Annotated in this window: 20 protein-coding genes; 9 read left to right on the top strand and 11 right to left on the bottom strand. The window is 45.2% G+C overall.

The features are described 5' to 3' along the window. The first annotated feature begins 91 nt into the window (after positions 1-91). Positions 92-1096: a LacI family DNA-binding transcriptional regulator gene (locus tag C400_RS0101010; protein WP_017425686.1), complete on the top strand. Its 1005-nt coding sequence runs from the start codon at positions 92-94 to the stop codon at positions 1094-1096. Between the two features lie 94 nt (positions 1097-1190). Here the strand turns inward: C400_RS0101010 and C400_RS0101005 are convergent, their stop codons facing one another. The 6 genes from C400_RS0101005 to C400_RS0100980 form a co-directional block, all read right to left on the bottom strand. Further along, positions 1191-1868 (bottom strand): hypothetical protein, encoded by a 678-nt coding sequence (locus tag C400_RS0101005; RefSeq protein WP_017425685.1) that lies wholly within the window; start codon positions 1866-1868, stop codon positions 1191-1193. Between the two features lie 90 nt (positions 1869-1958). Continuing rightward, complete coding sequence (locus C400_RS0101000) at positions 1959-3176, bottom strand: stalk domain-containing protein (protein ID WP_017425684.1); 1218 nt, start codon at positions 3174-3176, stop codon at positions 1959-1961. Positions 3177-3538: 362 nt separating this feature from the next. Continuing rightward, on the bottom strand, positions 3539-4024 hold the full coding sequence (locus tag C400_RS0100995; RefSeq protein WP_017425683.1) for a cytochrome c biogenesis protein CcdC: 486 nt from the start codon (positions 4022-4024) through the stop codon (positions 3539-3541). Positions 4025-4063: 39 nt separating this feature from the next. Continuing rightward, entirely contained in the window at positions 4064-4831 is a 768-nt protein-coding gene (locus tag C400_RS0100990) for an ABC-2 transporter permease (protein ID WP_017425682.1), read from the bottom strand. Beyond that, positions 4828-5541: an ABC transporter ATP-binding protein gene (locus C400_RS0100985; protein WP_016820219.1), complete on the bottom strand. Its 714-nt coding sequence runs from the start codon at positions 5539-5541 to the stop codon at positions 4828-4830. The genes C400_RS0100990 and C400_RS0100985 overlap by 4 nt, the downstream gene beginning before the upstream one ends. Continuing rightward, positions 5538-5951, bottom strand: coding sequence for a GntR family transcriptional regulator (locus C400_RS0100980; protein WP_017425681.1), 414 nt, complete (start codon positions 5949-5951; stop codon positions 5538-5540). The genes C400_RS0100985 and C400_RS0100980 overlap by 4 nt, the downstream gene beginning before the upstream one ends. A 213-nt stretch (positions 5952-6164) precedes the next feature. On the opposite strand from C400_RS0100980, the gene C400_RS0100975 reads away from it, so the two are divergent. Both C400_RS0100975 and C400_RS0100970 read left to right on the top strand, forming a co-directional pair. Then, entirely contained in the window at positions 6165-6737 is a 573-nt protein-coding gene (locus tag C400_RS0100975; RefSeq protein WP_017425680.1) for a hypothetical protein, read from the top strand. 259 nt (positions 6738-6996) lie between these two features. Next, positions 6997-7542 carry a GNAT family N-acetyltransferase gene (locus tag C400_RS0100970; RefSeq protein WP_017425679.1) on the top strand — a complete coding sequence of 182 codons (546 nt, stop codon included), beginning with the start codon at positions 6997-6999 and terminating at the stop codon, positions 7540-7542. 50 nt (positions 7543-7592) lie between these two features. Here C400_RS0100970 and C400_RS0100965 read toward each other — a convergent pair whose 3' ends face one another. Then, a complete protein-coding gene (locus tag C400_RS0100965) occupies positions 7593-7925 on the bottom strand; it encodes a hypothetical protein (RefSeq protein WP_016820215.1) in 333 nt (110 codons plus the stop codon). 186 nt (positions 7926-8111) lie between these two features. Between C400_RS0100965 and C400_RS0100960 the strand changes: the two genes are divergently transcribed. Continuing rightward, a complete protein-coding gene (locus C400_RS0100960; RefSeq protein ID WP_017425678.1) occupies positions 8112-8936 on the top strand; it encodes an alpha/beta fold hydrolase in 825 nt (274 codons plus the stop codon). Between the two features lie 82 nt (positions 8937-9018). On the opposite strand, the gene C400_RS0100955 is transcribed toward C400_RS0100960, so the two are convergent. The 3 genes from C400_RS0100955 to C400_RS0100945 all read right to left on the bottom strand — a co-directional run bounded on the left by C400_RS0100955 (position 9019) and on the right by C400_RS0100945 (position 12386). Continuing rightward, entirely contained in the window at positions 9019-9234 is a 216-nt protein-coding gene (locus C400_RS0100955; protein ID WP_013308357.1) for a cold-shock protein, read from the bottom strand. Between the two features lie 131 nt (positions 9235-9365). Then, complete coding sequence (locus C400_RS0100950) at positions 9366-9566, bottom strand: cold-shock protein (RefSeq protein ID WP_007428290.1); 201 nt, start codon at positions 9564-9566, stop codon at positions 9366-9368. 384 nt (positions 9567-9950) lie between these two features. Further along, entirely contained in the window at positions 9951-12386 is a 2436-nt protein-coding gene (locus C400_RS0100945; protein WP_017425677.1) for a LamG-like jellyroll fold domain-containing protein, read from the bottom strand. A 430-nt stretch (positions 12387-12816) separates the two neighbouring features. Here C400_RS0100945 and C400_RS0100940 point away from each other — a divergent pair, with 430 nt between their 5' ends. The 5 genes from C400_RS0100940 (at position 12817) to C400_RS0100915 (ending at position 18216) form a co-directional block, all read left to right on the top strand. Beyond that, positions 12817-13158 carry a DUF805 domain-containing protein gene (locus C400_RS0100940; RefSeq protein WP_017425676.1) on the top strand — a complete coding sequence of 114 codons (342 nt, stop codon included), beginning with the start codon at positions 12817-12819 and terminating at the stop codon, positions 13156-13158. 155 nt (positions 13159-13313) lie between these two features. Continuing rightward, the gene (locus tag C400_RS0100935) at positions 13314-14909 is read left to right on the top strand and encodes a spore germination protein (RefSeq protein WP_017425675.1); all 1596 of its coding nucleotides are present in this window, start codon (positions 13314-13316) and stop codon (positions 14907-14909) included. A gap of 35 nt (positions 14910-14944) precedes the next feature. Next, complete coding sequence (locus tag C400_RS0100930; protein ID WP_017425674.1) at positions 14945-16150, top strand: Ger(x)C family spore germination protein; 1206 nt, start codon at positions 14945-14947, stop codon at positions 16148-16150. Between the two features lie 302 nt (positions 16151-16452). After that, positions 16453-17307 carry a GerAB/ArcD/ProY family transporter gene (locus tag C400_RS0100920; protein ID WP_017425672.1) on the top strand — a complete coding sequence of 285 codons (855 nt, stop codon included), beginning with the start codon at positions 16453-16455 and terminating at the stop codon, positions 17305-17307. Positions 17308-17817: 510 nt separating this feature from the next. Then, entirely contained in the window at positions 17818-18216 is a 399-nt protein-coding gene (locus tag C400_RS0100915; protein ID WP_017425671.1) for a hypothetical protein, read from the top strand. Between the two features lie 75 nt (positions 18217-18291). On the opposite strand, the gene pyk is transcribed toward C400_RS0100915, so the two are convergent. Further along, positions 18292-19707 (bottom strand): pyruvate kinase, encoded by a 1416-nt coding sequence (gene pyk / locus C400_RS0100910; RefSeq protein WP_017425670.1) that lies wholly within the window; start codon positions 19705-19707, stop codon positions 18292-18294. Between the last annotated feature and the right edge of the window lie 11 nt (positions 19708-19718).

Below are 19718 nucleotides of genomic sequence, written 5' to 3'. Positions count from 1 at the left end.
TTGCATGTAGAACTACGACATTTTGAATAGATATGTGGTTAATAATCCATATACAATAGCACATATAAGACGAACACAAGGAGGTGACGTTGTGGTCAGCATTAAAGATATCGCCAAACAGGCGGGCGTTTCCATATCTACCGTTTCATATGCTTTGAACGGTAGCGATAAGGTAACAGAAGAGACTTGCGCACGTATTTTGGCCATTGCCAAAGAGCTTAACTATGTGCCCAATGCCGCCGCACGGAATCTCAAGAAAAGGCAGACCAAAATTATTGGCGTATTCCTGACTGATTTTCGCGGAGACGTTTATGGAGATTTGCTGTACGGCATCAAGAAAATTTTGAACCGCAAGGGCTATGACCTCATTGTCTGCAGCGGCAAGCAATCACATCGAATGCTGCCAGAACGCATGATTGACGGTGCCATCGTACTGGATCAGACGTTTGATAGTCAGGAGCTGCTGAACTACGCCGAGCGCGGACATAAAATTGTCGTATTGGACCGCGAACTGAATCATCCTAACATCAACCAGGTGCTGCTGGATAACAAAGCAGGTGCCGCGCTCGCCATAGAGCATCTATTGGAATTGGGACACCGCAAGCTATATGTTGTGACCGGACCAGAAGGTTCTTATGATTCCTGGCAGCGGATGCAGGCGGTCAAGCAGACCATTGAGCGTAGCGGTGTCGCCGAGATGATTGAAATTGACGGCAATTTCGAGAAATCGGGCGGTGAGCAGGCGGCTGAGATCATTTTACAGCAGCAGGCTCGCCCGGATTCGGAACCTGTAGCTGTATTTTGTCTCAATGATGAAATGGCCGTAGGCTTTTACAATCGAATGGCTCAGTCAGAGCTTACCATTGGCAAGGATGTTCATATCGTCGGCTTTGATAACATCGAGCTGGCGCAATATATTCAGCCCCGGCTGACAACGATAGACTACTCCAAGCGCAAATGGGGCGCTGTAGCCGCTGAACAGGTTCTCAAAATCATTGCCGGGGAAGACGTGGAGCATGAACGGTTGTACGTTACGCTTGTCCAAAGAGAATCGGCAGGCGCGGCGCTCATCACCCAAGACCAGCAGGAGCACTAATGAATCGTACAGAAGTGCCCCCACCTACCCACTTCCAAAAAAAAGAACTTCCACTGTCCCAAAATGGGTAGGAAGTTCTTTTAGCTATACTTATTTAACCTAACAAAACCTCAAGTAAATTCGCCAACGACCGTAAGGGATTGGCAATCGTCCGCCCTGTCTCCAGCTCCACCTGCAACGCAGCATCAACCATCGATAACTGTGCTACAGCCAGCCCTCTGCTGGGATCAGCCTTCCTCAATTCATGCAATGAACGAACCAGCAATTCCTCATACTCATCTTTACGTCCCTGCATAATCAGTTCAAAAGCGCCCTCCACCACCTTGACCTCTATTAAAGAAGAGAGGTCCGGCTTGCCTAATAGATTGGCCGTATGATAAAGACGCTTCATCGTGCCCTCTACGGTAGCCGGATTCGTGAATACCAAGGTTCGTGGCAGCAAATCATCACACATCTCATGAAATAGAGGCTCATCCAGTGCGACAATTGGCGTAGGCATTGACCCTTGAGCCTTCTCCGCCAAAGCAATATAATTCGTACACGTTATCAAAATAACGTCTAGATCGCTTTGAGACATCCAGCTCAGCTGCTCTTCTACCTTGCGACTGGCATCATCTGAAGAAAAATGCGGATCCGACGATACCCGGCGCATAAGTCCCGGTTCCACAAAATGTACCAGCTCCACCTCATAAGAAGCAAAAGCTCGTTCCACATAGGCAATGTTCGAATGATGCGCATGCAGGCAACCCACACGTTGCTTCAAGTCTTCCACCGTCCAACCCCCTGATATGTTTGCCCCATTTTAACAGGAACCTGACGGTCTGGACAGTGCCAATCAGATCACACGACGAGAGCGTATTCTTTAAAATTTACCGTTCGTATTTTTCCACTCTGTTTTAGCTGGAATCTCCTGAACTACATCCCAATGCTCGGCTATTTTGCCGTTCTCCACACGGAACAGATCATAGACAGCGGCTGAGATTCCCTTAGGAGATTTCAGTTCACTTACAACCAGCACGAAGTTGCCTTCTCCAAGAACCATATGCACCTGATCATATCCAATAGAAGCTCCTTGACCCGTAGCGGATAATGCTTGCTTCAGACTGGATACACCGTCACCAAAAAGAGGATTATGCTGAATGTACTGATCCCCATTATAATAGCTTTCCAATGCTGCACGATTTTTGCCAACCAGCACATCATCTACAAACTTGCGGATCAGCGTCTTGTTTGTCTCGGTTTGGTTGAGATCCGTGACTTGTGTTGTTCCGTCAATCATGGTATGTCCACTTGGATTGGTTGGAGCCGAGTCCTGCATGTTATCCCAATGCTCAACAATTTTACCATTGCTATCGAAGCGGAAAATATCAAAAGCAATGCTCGTTTTCCCTGCAATAGACTTTTTATAATGTACTGCTACATCATTGCCATCCTGAATAACCCGCTGGACTTCAACCAGCACATTGGCTCCCTTGGATTGGCTAATCCCTTGCAAAAAGGCATCTCTCCCGCTAGCAAAGCTCGGATTATGCTGAATGTACTGATCTTTGCTGATCCAAGCCTCAGCTGCTTTCGTATCGCCCGTTTCAAAGCTCTTCAGAATCTCTACAACCTTATCCTTATTACTCACCCCGATTTGCAAGGTCTGGCTGGCCGGGTCCCAAATCACTTGCTTGCCCCACGCTTCTTTGACGACATCAACTGGTACATAGGTTACCCCTTGCTTGGTCAAAATGGTCGAGGTGGACAGTGGTACCTTAATCCCGTTGATTTGCGCTTCCGGACTGCCTGATACCAGTACAACCGTCGCTTGATCATAACGAATCGTCGTACTTTGACGCGCCGTATTGAATGTAATATGCTTGGCGTCCAGCGGAATTCCTAAACTAGTAGCCAATTGTCTCAGGGGGATCAACACCTGCTTATTTCTCACGATAGGCGCAATTTTGTAAGCCTCCTTCTTGCCATCTACCCAAACCTGGATACCCGTAGCAGGTTTCACGTCGGCTGCTAAAGCCGGTACAGCAGAAGACAGAACGAGCAAGCCAGCAAGTGCAGCAGTAACCGTATGTTTTTTCATGAATGTAAGCCCCTCTCAACCTGTAAAATAGAGTATGGAATGCAATTTCTCTTTATGTAACTAATGTGGTTGCAGTTAACTACGAAGGTATGAACTCTTCCCCACCTATCTAACTTTAAACCCCATTTAAATCTTTTGAAACCTTATTAACCCTCCTTTGAATTTTTATACTTATGACCGTTGTCATGCAAGTCACAAACCTTCGAATAAAGGATATGGAAAGCAATAACAATGTATGATCATCCTCATTATTTTATTATAAATAACATGTACTAATGAAGTTAGCTCAAAAAAAGCGGCTCCTATCACCAAGCGAATGGACGCTTTTTGAATAGAAAGCCGCTGTTACCTCATTCATATTGTTATACAGATAACGTCCTCCGAAACTTGATAAAGCTCCCAATTCGCCAGATTGAGATATATACCAGCGCCATCGTAATGGCCAGCATGCTAATTTCGGTCGTACCCAAACTACTGAGGTATTGAGTCAGAACAACCCGAATCAAAATAATAGCGATAATAATATACTTAAAATATTGGTTCGGCTTGGGATAGATGAGACCGTCATCTCGTCTTTCATACGCCGTATGCAGCAAAATAACGTAGCCAAACAGAGCCCCTAATAACCCAGCAACCAGCAGTTCCCAAAAGGCGGGAGGCGCGTACGTTTGACCAGGAATATGCATCAATTGATATACCGATATCATCATAGCTGGGAAAGCGATAAACATAGGGAGCAAAATCCGAAATCCTTTTCCCTTTACCGGGCCCCTTCGTCTTTTGGTTCTCAACCAAATCATCAGACCCACCAGAACAGCCATCAATGCATAGATAAAGATTGTCGCCATGGTGAAATTCCTTTCTAATATAGAGTCATTTATCCTAAGTTAAATCGACAGTTTTTTCTCCAGCAAATAAGCGTTCAAGCGGATCAATGCATATGCAGCAACCCAACTAATCAACACCGCAACCGGAAAATGCCAGGTAAAAGGAAACCACTGTCCGTTGTGAACATGATGAAACTGCTCATAAATCCGCTGATCGCCTGACCAATAAAAGACGCTTCCTCCACCCATCAAAAGAATCCACAGGATTGGGCTAAGCGGCCGCAAGGTGCTGTATTTGGTACTGGCCGTCAGCAGACCCAGCGCAATAACCAACGGCGTAAAGGCGATAATCATTACAAACCAGTTTAAGCCGGCTATCATAAAAGACGCTGCATCCGCAAACGTATAAGCCTGTATGGTCGATGAGATAAATAGCGCGTATAGAGAACCTACTACAAACAAGAGCAATATCACGACAATGGTTTGTAAAATAGCAGCAATCCATTTGGCGCTAATTAGCCACATACGCGGATAGGGAAGGGTCAGCCACCATCCGTAGGTGTCATTTTCCCATTCTCTTCTCAGCATTCCCACACCCATGAAAACAATCATGTACGGCAAGCCCAGGGTGACATACCACAGCCTTGTCAATTCGAGTTGGTTGTGAAGAGCGAAGTACAAGGAGATCGCGAACGCCGCAATTAGAAATAGTGAGAAATATACAAGTCTCCACGATCTGGGCAGTCGATTGCGGCTTTGCTTTCTCCAGCTTCCTTTATTTCGAAATTCATGGCGTATTAAATCTTTGAACAGCCCGGATGAATTCACGCCTTCCACTCCCTTTTGTACAAATTGCGGAACACCTGGTTCAGCGAGCCATGCTCTGCACGCAGATCATCCGATTCACCAGACCATATCACTCGCCCGCGGTCCATCATGACCGTGTAATCAAACAAGCCTTCCACTTCCTGAATATCATGTGTGCTAATGAGTATAGATTGTTGCCGATCCTCCAAATAATCAATAATCCCAGCTACGATCGCTTCTCTAGAGAGAACATCAATACCTACAAAAGGTTCATCCAGGATCATAAGCGGTACTTCTCGTGCCAGGCACAGAATCAGCAGCACACGCGCCTCCTGTCCGCGACTCAACCCGGCCATCTTTAGCTCCAATTCTACATCCATATGGTCAGCAAGTTTATAGGCATCCTCTATATTGAAGCCAGGCAAAAAGGACTTCCCCCATTCCAGCGTCTGCTGAACTGTATGATTGGGATACCAGCGTGCCCGGTCAGGAAGATAGGATATATTCCGGTTGGTTTCCCAGCCAGGCTGTTGGCCCAGCACCTGAAGCTCGCCCCCGTCCGGCTGAATTAACCCCGTGATGGCTCGAAAGAGGCTGGACTTCCCGCAGCCATTGGGCCCAAGCACACCTACAATACGTCCTGCTGGAATGACGACATCCAGTTGGTCCAATGCTTTTTTATTTCCATATTGCTTCATCAGTTGCTTTGCGGTTACCACAGACTCCGTCATGCCTTTTCGCCTTCTTCCTTGTGATCTCCGTCCTGTCGGCTTCTTATATATTGCTGTACATCTTCCCAGGATAATCCCAGGCTGCTCATCTGTCCGAGAAACTGATCTATATACGACATAGCCAATTGTTCCCGAAAGCTGGCAATCCGCTCACTGGACGAAGTTACATACGTACCCAGACCGCGTCGCTTCTCAGTCAATCCGTCCCGTTCCAGCTCCTGATACGCCCGCATCACGGTATTCGGATTCATACGCAATTCCTGCGCCAGATCACGCACAGATGGCATTTTGCTTCCCATTTCAATCTCTCCTTTAGCAATGGAGCTTCGTACTTGATTTAATATTTGTTCATATAATGGCTGGCTAAAGTCTATTAAAAATCGGAACGAGCCAACCCGTTGTTCTTCCATGGGTGTTTCCCCCTAATTCGGCTGTATCTATCGTGCCTGTAGTGTATTATATCACTTAATACACGTAATACAATAGCAATTCGTTAAAATGCTAGTCCTGCCTTGCAAATTCCATTCAGTAAATGCTCAGCTTGCGCTCAGATAGCATTCAAGTTAATCCCTTATGATGTATCACGTACCAAATAAACCATAAACGAAAGGTGGAAAATGAAGATGAAAAGCACCAAGAAAGCAATTTTGGCCGGAACGATGGCGTTAGCATTTTTAGGAGGCGGAGCGCTGTACTCCACAGGCGCAGCCCATGCTGCTTCAACTACACCTGAGAAGGCTCCTACTGCAAGCAAAGCACAGGCACCTAAGGGAAACCCTGGCGATGCTAACGGTCCACAAATCGCAGGAGGAAACTATGCTGAGAACAAGGCTCTCCTGAAACTATTGAAATTGTCCTCCAGTCAGTTGGATACACAGTTGAAGGCTGGTAAATCCCTTGCTACGATCGCCAAAGCACAAGGCGTGAGCGTAAACTCCGTAATTGATGTGATGGTTTCGGATATGAAGTCAAAACTCGCTACGGAAAAACAAAATGGCAAGATTACCGCAAGCGAATATAATCAGCGTGTTTCCAATCTGAAGCAAATGATTACCGATATGGTGAATGGCGTTAAGCCCTCTAAGCCACCAGTAGACGGGGCTAAAGGAGAAGCAGGTAAAGCTCCAGCTAAAACAGATGCGGCTAAGGCTCCTGCTAAGCCAAATGCAGCTAAAGCCTCTGATAAGCAAAAATAGCTACAGCTTCTGTTTTCCAAAAGCTGTAGCTCGATAAGTCACATTCATAAGAACGATTTGTTAATCTGACACAGCCACTCCACAATAATAAATCTCCATCCGGCCTCCCTGTACGGATCGAGAATGAATAAGCCTGCCCTCTGCTACGATACAACAGAAGAGGACAGGCTTATTTTTCATGCACTTCATACAATATGTGGTAAACTAACTTAAGCCAGAGATCACATTTTTTATCCTGATTCAGCAAAAGGAGTATGTAATGAAAATAAATAAACAGGAATTTCATGCACAAGGAGTAAGCTATATCATTAGATCGGCTATGATTCAAGATGCGATGAATTTGTCTGAAATCCGCTTACGGATGGATGGAGAGACTGAAAATTTAGACAGAGAAAAGGGAGAAGCATTCATAAGTACATCCGGTTTTGAACAGCTTATTAAAGCCGATACAGAGCACGCCAAAAATCTATTTTTAGTTGCGGTCGTTCATGATAAAGTCGTTGGATTTTCAAGATGTGAAGGTCATGTTCTGCATCGATTCGCTCATAAAGTTGAATTTGGTGTGTGTGTACTAAAGGATTTCTGGGGGTATGGAATCGGGACGAATCTTTTGAAAGAGTCTATTTCCTGGGCAGACTCTAACGGCATCCAGAAAATGAGCCTACAAGTTCTAGAAACCAATAATAAAGCCATTGAACTTTATAAAAAGCATGGATTTGAAATCGAAGGGTTATTAAAAAACGACAAGATTCTCTCAGATGGTCAATACTACAACACCATAATCATGGGAAGATTCCATAACTAAAAAAGATCCTGTTCCACAGGATCTTTCATCATTTCGAGGCGATATTGGCCCTAGTAGCGATAATCATCGTAGGGATTGCGATTACGATAATGGTCTCGCGGCTGTTGGGCTGCGGTAATCATCAAAAATATGCCTGAGAGCAGGTGCATTAACCAGCCTACAAATGGAATCCACCCAACAACCGAGGTCACAATCCCTAAAATAGATCCATAATAAGTCTCTTTATTAGTCACCGATAGTACCAACGTAACAATGTGGAAAATCAACATAAAGAACAATACAGTATACGCAGAATTTATGACGAGCAGCCCGCCCAAAACAGGAATAGCAAAAAATAGCTCCAATCCGCCCGTAATCCATTTTAATGTTTTTGATGGTGTCATTGTTCCACTCTCCCAATGCTGTTTCATTCCATAAGTATATCCTATCCCCATGCAGGATGACATACATATTTTACTAATTCTATACTTGTATAGCGGCGATCTCACCCCTTTTCCGAATGAGCTAAGCCCTGACTACATATATGTGAGAGAGAACGAAATTTCGTGATTTTTAAAGGGGGGAGCATCATGGGATATTATATTGAAGTGGAACGTGGCGTTAAGCTGTATGTAGAAGATATAGGAGAAGGCATCCCTGTTTTGATGGTGCACGGCTGGCCGCTGGACCATCGAATGTACGAATACCAGGTTGCCCAGTTGCCTGCTTACGGATACCGCTGTATTCAAGTTGATCTTAGGGGGTTCGGGAAGTCTGATCGACCATGGCATGGCTACAATTATGATCGACTGGCAGACGATCTCCTGGCTGTTATACAGGCCCTCCAATTAAGCCATATACGGCTGATCGGTTTTTCTATGGGGGGAGCAATTGTCACGCGCTACATGAGCAGACATAGGGGATGGGGTGTTGATCAGCTAATTTTGATCGGAGCTGCCACGCCTCGGTTTACCCCAACCAGCGACTTTCCTTACGGCACTCCTGTCGCAGAGGTAGATAAACTCATCACACAAGCCTATACAGATCGTCCGCAACTGGTAACATCATTTGGCGAAATGTTGTTCGCCAAACCCGTCAGCCAGAGTTTACGTGACTGGTTACGTGATCAGGGCTTTGCGGCTTCGGTTCATAGCATGGCTTGTACTTTGTATTCACTGCGTGACTCTGATTTACGGCCCGATTTGCCATGTATACACGTGCCTACGTGGATTCTACACGGCAAGCTGGATCGGGTCTGCCCTTTCCCTCTAGCGCTCCAAACTCAAAAAGGAATTGCCGGCTCCAGGCTTATTCCTTTCGAACGAAGTGGTCACGGTGTATTTTATGAGGCACTACCTGAATTTAATTCCACCTTACTGAGCATACTATCCCCATCCTCTATACACCCTAATTGAAAGCCTGTTCTCAGAAAAACAAAAAAGACGCCTCAGCGCCGTTACGGCTATGGGGCATCTTTTACTACAAACATGTATCCGCTTAGGATTGTTTGGTATGATTAAAGCTCGTATTGTTTAAAACAGCCAGCTTTTTCTCGCCCTTCACCATGGCAGAACCGCAAATGGGGCATGTCGGCTCGACAGAAAAAGCGAAGTTATCCCGCATCCAGCCGTTGCATGTATCACTGGCGCAATTCCAAACAGTTGTAATTTCCTCAGGAATTTCATCCATTGGCTTTTTCCGTGAATTGTACATAAACATCCCTCTTTCTTCATGATTTATAAAGCGATAAGATGTAATCAGTTCAAAAACGGTCTTGTGAACAGATAAAAACAAATGCCCCAAACGCTATGTTCGGGGCATCTGAAGTAGGCTGTAATTTAAAATTACAGTTTTACAACGTTCTCAGCTTGTGGTCCACGGTTTCCTTCAACTACGTTGAATTCTACGCGTTGGCCTTCGTCCAAAGATTTGAAACCTTCGCCTTGGATTGCGGAGAAGTGTACGAATACATCGCTTCCACCTTCAACTTCGATGAAACCGAAACCTTTTTCTGCGTTAAACCATTTAACTGTACCTGTTTGCATGGAATTACCTCCAAAATATATTTATATGACCTTTATTTTTTACAAATAAAAATTCACATATTGCACAAGGTTATTTCAACCTAAAACAATAACCCTCTACAATATGTGAATCTCAGGTCACAATTTCAATATACTCATATTACCATAAGTGTATTGAAAACGCAAGCACTGGAGAATTTAATTTATGCAGAGTGCTTATGTCATCTATTGCTGCCTCAAGCTGTCTCCATTAGACAAGAGTGAGTCATTAACGCCTACTTAAAACATTATATCCGCAATTGCTTCCTATTATACCAGTAATCAAGAAATAAATATACACAACGTTGCGCAGGAGATGAACTTCTTGAGAAAAAGTCCATCCCCTGCTTTGTTTGCTCATTTTAATTACAAATCCGCTAGTGCTTTAATTTCCTCTGCTGTCAGCGCTTTGTTATATAACTGTACCTCGTCCATGCTGCCGTTAAAGTAGGCATCAGCGACAAAGCGGCTTTTACCGAGATACGCTTCGTTTGTCAGCAACTCATTAGGGTTAAAGGTAATACCGTCATTTACAGCTACTTCTTCACCATTTACATACAGCTTCCCTGTATTCCCCTCCAGTGTAACCGCCACATGGGTCCACTGGTTTAGAGGTAATGATGATTTGGAGAGCAGGCTCTGATCCGTACCTTCATGGATTGTAAACTGGAGTACACCGTTTCCTTGGGAAGGGGTGAGGAACATATGGCGAGCCTGGCCGTTGCCGAAGTCAAAAATCCGTTGCCAAGCGGCTCCGCCCTTCCAGTTCACCCACGCGGAAAAGGTAAAGTCCTTCGCATCCGTTACCGTGTTGGGCAGCTGCACGTAACCATCCTTGCCGTTCAGGGCAAGAGCACCGCCAAGCTTCCCATCTTTATCCCATGTGGCACCACCATAGGTCTTACCGTCGAGTTGATTATATGTGCTGTCGACAACCGAAGTTCCTTGATCCTCACTCCATGAGTAACGTGCGAGCTGAGGGCCTTGAGCCTGCTCGGGAACAATGGCACTAAAACTTTTCTTTGCTGTAGCTTTGTCCTTTTTAATAGTCGCCGTCAATGTAACTGCTGCAGGCTGGGAACCGGCTTCTGGACGGTACACTTCACCAGTGACAGAAATAATCTCAGGGCGGGAAGATTCCCACGAAATCGTGGTATCTTGTGCAGCTTGAGTAGGTAGCGTGAGATCATAAAAAACGTTGCTTGTGTCGCCTAGACTCAGATCCTTCTGCACCGCAGCTACAATCTTGCTGGCCTTCAGATCAGGCTTTAGCGAACCCCATACTGCAACACCCTTGGAGGACAGTGCGGTAAAAGCAAGGGTTTTGGCTCCCGTGTCTGGATCACGGTGCCGCAGGAATACCCCTTTGTACTTCGCACCATCTGCTGTAATTTCCAGCTGATTGTCTGCCCCCAGCTTCCATGTACCGTTCACTCCGCCAGACAGTTTGCCACCGTGATCCAGATTGACGGTAACAGCTTGCTTAATATTGGCCGAAATTTCCTTCCCGTGATTTACATACGAGTATTGGCCGATGACATCCTTCTCTGACAGCTTTTTCAGTGAATCCTCATCTCCTGAATAACGATAAGGAGCAACTACAGGCCAACCGTCAGCGTTCATGAACATTTCATGTACCCGCACTTCAAACTGCTCACCTCTCCCCGGAAAACGGGAATGAAAAATGACAAAATGCTTTTTCGTCTTGGGATCATAATAAGCCGAGTTGTGTCCGGGCGACACATAGCCTGTTCCCAGCCCTGTTCCCGGATCACCAATTTCTCTTGGAATTAGGTAATTACCTATTAACTTGACGCCGTATGGCTCAATGGAAGCGTCATCAAAAAGAGGTTTGTCAGGATTCGCTTTAACCTTGATCATGTCGTTGCCTTCAGCATCGTAGAAAGGACCATCCGGTGTTTTGGACCGAGCCACACGCAAGTTATATCCGCCATCCGCTGACAATCCGCCATAGGACAGGAACAAGTAATAGTAGTCCGTTTGTGGACTGTATTGTATGTACGGCCCCTCCATACGAGCATGGTTACCGCCCGTCAGTTTTTTCCCGTAGCCTTGGCCTGGTAAAGGCTTCCCTGTTTTTTCATCCATCTGCATAATGAAAATGCCTCCGGAGTAGGAGCCATATACCATCCACAGCTTGCCGTTCTTATCATAGAAAGTGTCAGGGTCTACGGCATTGGGATGCTTGGTTGCGTCATAGATCGTCCCATCTTCACTCGGTTGATCCCACATGCCGGACTTCAGGAAAATTCCTTTATTCTTATAAGGTCCTTCAATTTTATCAGCCACCGCTAGGCCCATAGCTGAACGCGGGGAGTCTCCTTTACAAGCGTTATAGTACATATAAAACTTGCCATCCGCCAGTTGAATAACATCCGCTGCCCACAGCGTGTCTGTCTGCGCCCAATCCAGCGCTTCCTTTAATTCCTCTTTGACGTTGGGAATCAATGCATTACCATTTGCCACACCTGTCGCAATTGTATCCCAATTCATGAGGTCTTTGGATTTGGCAGCCGCCAGATGTGAACCAAAAATGTAAAATGTATCTTTCACTTTCAGGATGGATGGATCATGTACGGAAGTCTCCTTGAAGGAAACAGCCTTTTTACTTTGGCTTAAAATGTTATCCAGACCTTGAGCTTGAAGGGTGGTTTGCTCCAGACTTTGAATCCCAGCTGTATCTGAATTGAGTGTGGACTCGGCGCCCACCAAAGAAGCAGGCAACAACAGTGCACCTGCCAGAGAAGCAGCCGTTACTTTACGAACAAATAATTGCTTCATAAATCAATCTCCTCTCGTTTTGAACATTCCTGCTAACATAAAACAATAATGAATAAGACGGTCAGGATTATGTTTGTATTAACTTCTCCACTCTTAAATTAAATGCTGATCATCCCCCTCTCTGAATTAAAGCGCTTTCAACCAATATGAAAAATAAAACCTCCTTTTGTTAAGAAGGACGATTCAAACCTGGCGGTTAATCGTATCTCTATATTATTCAATGAATATGGAAAATTCAATATGTAATTTTATATTTTTACGAATTATTCGTTTAATTATTAACCTTAATAAATGTGTTGCTTTAATTCCTAGTTTAAAGTTATAATTTGACAAGTAAAATTCTATATGTTACCTGCCGATATATCTAAAAAGAATTGTTTTACGATGAATATAATACAAATATTTACATTTTATGAGGAGGTGAAAATATATGCAATGGTATTTAAATGGATTAAAAAACTATGTAGGATTCCAAGGTAGAGCAAGACGTACAGAATACTGGATGTTTGTTCTATTTAGTGTAATTGCCAGTTTTATAGTCGGTCTGATCGATGGTCTTTTGGGCTTAACTCCAATATTGACTCTCATCTACTCTCTGGCTGTCCTGTTGCCATCCTTGGCAGTTCTTGCTCGCAGACTGCACGACACGGGTAAAAGCGGTTGGTGGATTCTGATTGCTCTTGTGCCATTCGGTGGTATTGTACTGCTTGTATTCGCATGCCTAGACAGTCAGCCTGGCGACAATAAGTATGGGAAAAATCCTAAATTGTAATTTGATGTAGTTTGGTCTAAAACCTCTTTCACTTTTGTGAAGGAGGTTTTTTTATACCCGCTTCTCCCCTATCGAAATTACAGCTATAAGTTTACCAAGAGACTCCAGCGTCCATACTGGATTAAAAAGTATCCTCAAAGAGAGGAAGAACGTGCATGCGTTTTCGGAAAAGAACCCCCCTTAACAAATTTAGAAAGGCACCCGTTCAGCAAAGCGAGAGTAAGTCTGAACATTCCGTAGAACAGCTCAGTGCAAATATCGGAACCAATCTTCAGCAGATCAGACAAGCGCTCGGCAACAGCACCGACATCGTCATAAGAGAAATTCGAATCGGCAAGGACGGTGACCAGACCATTGCGATCCTCTATACCGACGGTTTGGTGGACCAAAATATAGTCTCCGACTTCATTATGGAATCAATGATGCTGGACAGCAGCTTGTCCAAGGACGTGGAATGCCGGATTCAAGCCTCCTCTAATGTCATGCAAATGTTGAAAGATTACGCCCTTACTATCGGCAGCATTCGGGATATTAATGACTTTGAAGCCTTATATAACGCGCTGTTGTCGGGGGATGCAATCATTTTGATTGAGGGTGAGACGCAGGCAATATCGGCCAGCGCACGTGGATGGAAGGATCGGGGGGTCACCGAGCCTGCCTCAGAAAATGTCGTCCGTGGGCCTCGGGAAGGATTTTCTGAGACATTGCGTACGAACACAGCCTTGATTCGACGTAAAATTAAAGATCCGAATCTATGGCTGGAGACCAAACAAATCGGTCGTGTAACCCAGACCGATGTCGCTGTCATGTATATAAAGGGGATTGTGAACCCTAAATTGGTTGAGGAAGTACATGAACGATTGAATCGCATTGATGTAGACGGCATTCTCGAAAGCGGGTATATCGAGGAATTAATCCAAGACAAAACCTTCACCCCCTTTCCGACAGTATACAATTCAGAACGCCCAGACGTGATCGCCGCCGAACTGTTGGAGGGAAAAATTGCGATCCTGGTGGATGGTACCCCTTTTGTGCTTGTCGTGCCTGCATTATTTGTTTCCTTCCTGCATGCGGCGGAGGACTATTATCAGCGTGCAGACATTAGCAGCTTCATCCGTGTCCTTCGTTATACCGGAGTTTTTATTTCCTTGCTCGGTCCGTCCTTATATGTTGCCATCACTACGTTTCATCAGGAAATGCTGCCGACCTCACTGCTAATCGGTCTAGCAGCACAGCGCGAAGCGGTCCCCTTCCCTGCCTTTATTGAAGCACTCATGATGGAATTGACATTTGAAATATTGCGGGAAGCTGGCGTTCGCATGCCCAAGTACATTGGGGCAGCCGTCTCTATCGTCGGCACACTCGTCATTGGACAAGCTGCTGTCGAGGCGGGCATCATATCTGCGGCAATGGTTATTGTTGTATCGATTACCGCTATTTCCAGCTTTGTTCTTCCTGCCTACAATATGTCCATCGCTTTTCGTATGCTGCGATTCCCCCTGATGGGGCTTGCCGCTTCCTTTGGGCTGTTCGGAATTATCGTCGGAGGCATTGCCCTGATCCTGCATATGTGCAGCCTTCGTTCATTCGGCGTTCCCTATATGACTCCTTTTGCACCTCTCATACCGGCAGACACCAAAGATACCATCTTTCGATTCCCTCACTGGATGATGATGTCACGTCCCCGGTTAGTCGATCAGAAAAATGTCAAACGTCGAAACAGCACTCCGCCCCGCAAATCACGGGAATAGAAAAAAGAGAAACCGTCAGAAAGGAGTGGATCATCATGAAGCGGAAGAAAGCGTTTCTCTTCCTGGTTCTTGCACTCGTCTTACTTCTGACAGGCTGTTGGAATCGTAGAGAGTTGAATGAGCTTGCCATCGCCGTCGGTATGGGAATCGATAAGCAAGGAGATCAATTCCGGGTCTCTATCCAAGTGGTGGACCCTGGCAAAGCATCGGCTAAAAAAGGAGCAGGAGGTGGGGCTCCAGCCACCTTGTATACAGAGGAGGCGGACACCATATTTGAAGCGATCCGGAAAATAACAACAATTAGCCCCCGGAGAATGTATTTTTCTCACCTGCGCATATGTGTTATCGGTGAGTCGTTAGCTGCCGAAGGGATGGCAAAATCTTTAGATTTACTCTCCAGATATCATCAGTTCCGCACTGATTTTTATATTGTAGTGTCCAAGGACGTTAGTGCGGAGGATACGTTGAAAATTATGACGCCTTTAAATCCGATTCCCGCCAATGACCTTTTTTCTTCCCTGGAAACATCACAGAAAAACTGGTCGCCTACTACGACGGTAACCTTGGATGAATTGATTGCAGCTATGACTAGTGAAGGAAAGCAGCCTGTGTTGACAGGACTTCGGATCATTGGCAATAAAGAAATGGGAGAAACCAGCGATAATGTGCAAAAGATCGCTCCTTTCAGTCGTTTACAGTATTCAGGACTTGCTGTATTCAGAAAAGATCGACTAATCGGATGGTTAGATGAAACTGAAAGTAGGGGCTATAATTTTATCCTTGGCAAAGTGCAAAGCTCTGTCGGCTACGTTGCTTGCCCCAGAGGCGGCAAAGTCGTCTCCGAAATCATTCGCACCCAAACCACTGTAAAAGGAAGCACCTATAGGGGAGAGCCCCAGATTCATATTAAAATGCAGGTTGAGGCCAACGTGGGAGAAGTCGAGTGTACTGACCTCGATTTGACCAAGGTAGGAACGATTTATGACATTGAAAAGCAAGAAGAAGAAAAAATAGAAGATATTATGAAGTCGGCCGTTAGAAAGGCCCAGCAATCCTACAAAACGGACATATTTGGATTCGGTGAAGCCATTCATCGCGCTGCCCCGAAGACTTGGAACAGACTGAAACAAAACTGGGATGAGGAACACTTTACAGAATTACCCGTAACGATCAAAGTCGATTTCAAGATTCGGCGCTTGGGCACCATCGGTAGCTCCTTTATGAATGATATGAAAGAGTAATTCCTCACTCCACAAAAGAAGGTGTTTTGCAAAGTGCTATCTCAAATCGTAAAAATCATCGGCATATTCCTCGTCGCTGCTGTAATTAGCTTAATTGAAGTCCCCGACATGTGGAAAAAAGGATTTAAAAAAGAGCTTTGGTTATTTTTCATCCTACTCTTTTTTGCGGTCGGAATTAGTTGTGCCAAGGTATTACACTGGCTCATTCCCACCCCCCTGGATTGGATAACAGCCATTTATAGACCATTCAGCAATTTCCTGATCCATATGGGCCTAATAAAATAAGAGGAGGTGAAAAACAAGTGCCCGCACAAATCAAAATCTCAGCACGACAAATCATGATCATATCTGCTTTATTTACGGTCGGAAGTGCAATCCTCATCGTCCCTTCAGGGATGGCACTTGTAGCCAAACAAGATGCGTGGATTGCCGCGCTCGTGGGGGTCGGGGCTGGGCTTCTTATCTTGTATATGTACAGCAAGCTTGCGGCGCTTTATCCAGAGATGACCCTGGTTGAGATGATGGAAACCCTACTCGGAAAATGGTTAGGCAAAACCGTAGGTTTTCTATTTTTCACCCTACTATTCATTAATGCTCCTGTACCGGTGTTATTTTATTTAGGGAATTTTATGACTACTCAAATGATACCGGAAACGCCGATTCTAGCGGTAAATATTCTTTTTGCACTTATCATAGTATTCGCTGCTCGGCTGGGTCTCGAAGTCCTGGCTCGTTCGGCCGAACTGTTGTTTCCTTTATTTACTCTGCTGTATATTTCTTTTGTAGGTTTAGTGGTATCCAACATTAAGCTGGAAAATGTCCAACCTGTATTGGAGGCAGGAGTAGGGCCGATTTGGCCTGCTGCCCTGTCCTTTTTTAGCACAGTATTTATACCTCATATTATTTTGCTCATGATTTTCCCTTCTTCTATAAATCGTTCCGATCAAACCCGTAAAGCTTTTTTCATAGGAAGCCTGATTGGCGGATTGATGCTGGTCGTGGTGGTTGCATTGACAATTTTGGTATTTGGTCCTGACTTAACGGCAAGGAATATATATCCTAGCTATGCGTTAGCCAAAAAAATTAGCATTGGCAACTTTCTACAGCGCATCGAAGCCATTATGGCTACAATGTGGTTTATTTCACTTTTTTTTTAGAATCACACTGTATATGCACACCACAGTGACAGCAATAGCCCAAATCTTTTGTCTGAAAAGCGATCGGCAACTGGTGCTTCCTCTCGGGATGTTATTAGTCATCCTGTCCATCATCGTGTATCCTAATGTCCCTTACCAACAAACCTATGATACAAAGACGTGGATTCCCTATTCTCTATCCATTGGGTTGTTTTTCCCCTTACTGCTGCTCTGTATTCATGGGATACGAACAATCTGGTCAAAGAAAAAAACAGCATCCAAAGGGTAAATCACACTCTTTTTTCGTTATCTGCGAATTTTTTTAACGCTACCTGTTTACAATCTCCTCTTTTAGTTTATTTTAAACGAGTATTAAGCTGGCGCTAAGATTGGGCGTGTATGATGTATTTAAGAATCTGGTAACTACATAAGCCGGATGGGCTAAAGGCATAAACATCACTCCCGTTGGATATCCATATACCGTTCCACCCCCTCAGAAATTTAATGAACTACAAAAGGAGATTTACACTTATGAATCGAAAACGAATGTTGGTCATCTGCACACTGTTGCTGGCGTTATCTATTGGGCAGTCATCTACTTGGGGAAGTCGGGCTAATGCTGCTGCACTGGCTCCAGAGAGAGCCCTGCATGTACAGGACAATGAAGCTTCCAAGGATGATGATCTGTTGAAAGCACTGGGTATATCCTCGGATGAGCAATTATATGATGCGTTATATAATGGTCAAACCTTGGCTGATATTGCACAAACCCATAATCAGGATGCTCAGGCTATCGTTGATCTACAGGTAGCTCAGTTGACGGAGCAGTTGGATCAACGACTGGCCAATAAGAACATTACCCCAGAGCAATACCAAGCCCATAAGGCAGAACTGACACAAGTCGTTGCCAAAAGTGTGTTCGGGCTATAAGCCTAGGACACGACCGAACATCAAAAAGGCGCTGAACCCATAGAGGATCAGCGCCTTTTCTGTATTTGATATAACTTACGCTTGATATACCCGAATCAGATTGGTCGTGCCTGCCTCAGCGACAGGGACACCTGCTGACAGGACTACAGTATCTCCTTTATGGATATATCCTGCATTCAGCGCGTTACGGATGGAAGATTCGAACATTTCATCCGTTGTGGCTACCTTATCCCCTTTAATCGGGAATACACCGGACAACAGGCAAATTTTAGCGAATACCGTGTTATTCGGAGTAACCGCAATGATCGGTGCCTTCGGACGATATTTGGACACCATACGAGCCGTGAATCCACTGGCAGTCGAGGTAATAATCGCTTTGGCATCCAGCTCCAGAGACGAACTCACCGCACCCTGACTAATGACTTCAGTAATGTTGGTGCTTTGGCGTGCTCTGCGCTTATCGAACTGCTCCTGGTAATCCAATTGTGATTCTGCACTGGCAGCTACCGCAGCCATGGTCCGTACGGATTCAACAGGGTATTTACCTGCAGCAGATTCGCCCGACAGCATCACTACGTCAGCTCCCTGCATAACGGCATTGAACACGTCACTAACTTCAGCTCTCGTCGGACGCGGGTTCACCTGCATGGACTCCAGCATGTGAGTAGCAACGATAACGGGCTTGCCGACCAGATTACACTTGTCGATCATTTCTTTTTGCATCACAGGCACGTCTTGAATCGGCACTTCCACGCCCAAGTCGCCACGAGCTACCATAATACCGTCCGAAGCTTCGATGATATCATTCAGGTTTTCCATACCTTCGGCATTTTCAATTTTGGAATAAATCTGTACATGCTCGGCATGATGTCCCTTCAAAATCTCACGGATTTCACGGATATCGTCGCCTTTACGCACAAAAGAAGCCGCAATAAGCTCGATACGCTGCTCCACCCCAAATTGAATGTGCTTTACGTCGCGCTCTGTTACGCCTGGAAGAGTTGTATGAATCCCTGGCAGATTCACACCTTTTCTCGGCTTCAAAATACCGCCGCTTACGATGTTACAAATCATCTCGGTTCCTTCGATGGAGGTTACAGTCAGATCAACCAAACCGTCGTCGATGAGAATGCGGTCACCTGCTTTGATATCCTTCGGCATATCTGGGTAATTCACCGAAATACGATGCTCGTCCCCCAAAATCTCTTCCGTGGTCAGAATAAGCTGGCTGCCTGGCTTCAGTAGAACAGATGCCTCCTTCAGCTTGCCAATCCGTATTTCCGGTCCTTTAATATCCATCATGACAGGGATACAGGTATTCATTTCCTTCGCTGCCTGTCTCACATTTTCAATACGTTTAACATGATCCTCCAGCTCCCCATGAGCCATGTTCAAGCGAGCTACAGTCATACCAGCCTGGATCATTTCTTTTAACAAATCAATGGAGTCGCAGGCAGGTCCCATAGTACAAATAATTTTCGTTTTAAGCATAGTAATGTCAT

It is taken from the genome of Paenibacillus sp. ICGEB2008 (genome assembly GCF_000307675.1).
GTDB classification, from domain to species: Bacteria; Bacillota; Bacilli; order Paenibacillales; family Paenibacillaceae; genus Paenibacillus; species Paenibacillus polymyxa.
This window is presented reverse-complemented; position numbering and strand designations above follow the sequence as displayed.

Coding starts and splice junctions, on each gene's coding strand:
- C400_RS0101000 (WP_017425684.1), bottom strand. CDS start 3,176: ATGAAAAAACATACGGTTACTGCTGCACTTGCTGGCTTGCTCGTTCTG.
- C400_RS0100995 (WP_017425683.1), bottom strand. CDS start 4,024: ATGGCGACAATCTTTATCTATGCATTGATGGCTGTTCTGGTGGGTCTG.
- C400_RS0100985 (WP_016820219.1), bottom strand. CDS start 5,541: ATGACGGAGTCTGTGGTAACCGCAAAGCAACTGATGAAGCAATATGGA.
- C400_RS0100980 (WP_017425681.1), bottom strand. CDS start 5,951: ATGGAAGAACAACGGGTTGGCTCGTTCCGATTTTTAATAGACTTTAGC.
- C400_RS0100975 (WP_017425680.1), top strand. CDS start 6,165: ATGAAAAGCACCAAGAAAGCAATTTTGGCCGGAACGATGGCGTTAGCA.
- C400_RS0100970 (WP_017425679.1), top strand. CDS start 6,997: ATGAAAATAAATAAACAGGAATTTCATGCACAAGGAGTAAGCTATATC.
- C400_RS0100965 (WP_016820215.1), bottom strand. CDS start 7,925: ATGACACCATCAAAAACATTAAAATGGATTACGGGCGGATTGGAGCTA.
- C400_RS0100960 (WP_017425678.1), top strand. CDS start 8,112: ATGGGATATTATATTGAAGTGGAACGTGGCGTTAAGCTGTATGTAGAA.
- C400_RS0100955 (WP_013308357.1), bottom strand. CDS start 9,234: ATGTACAATTCACGGAAAAAGCCAATGGATGAAATTCCTGAGGAAATT.
- C400_RS0100950 (WP_007428290.1), bottom strand. CDS start 9,566: ATGCAAACAGGTACAGTTAAATGGTTTAACGCAGAAAAAGGTTTCGGT.
- C400_RS0100945 (WP_017425677.1), bottom strand. CDS start 12,386: ATGAAGCAATTATTTGTTCGTAAAGTAACGGCTGCTTCTCTGGCAGGT.
- C400_RS0100940 (WP_017425676.1), top strand. CDS start 12,817: ATGCAATGGTATTTAAATGGATTAAAAAACTATGTAGGATTCCAAGGT.
- C400_RS0100935 (WP_017425675.1), top strand. CDS start 13,314: ATGCGTTTTCGGAAAAGAACCCCCCTTAACAAATTTAGAAAGGCACCC.
- C400_RS0100930 (WP_017425674.1), top strand. CDS start 14,945: ATGAAGCGGAAGAAAGCGTTTCTCTTCCTGGTTCTTGCACTCGTCTTA.
- C400_RS0100915 (WP_017425671.1), top strand. CDS start 17,818: ATGAATCGAAAACGAATGTTGGTCATCTGCACACTGTTGCTGGCGTTA.
- pyk (WP_017425670.1), bottom strand. CDS start 19,707: ATGCTTAAAACGAAAATTATTTGTACTATGGGACCTGCCTGCGACTCC.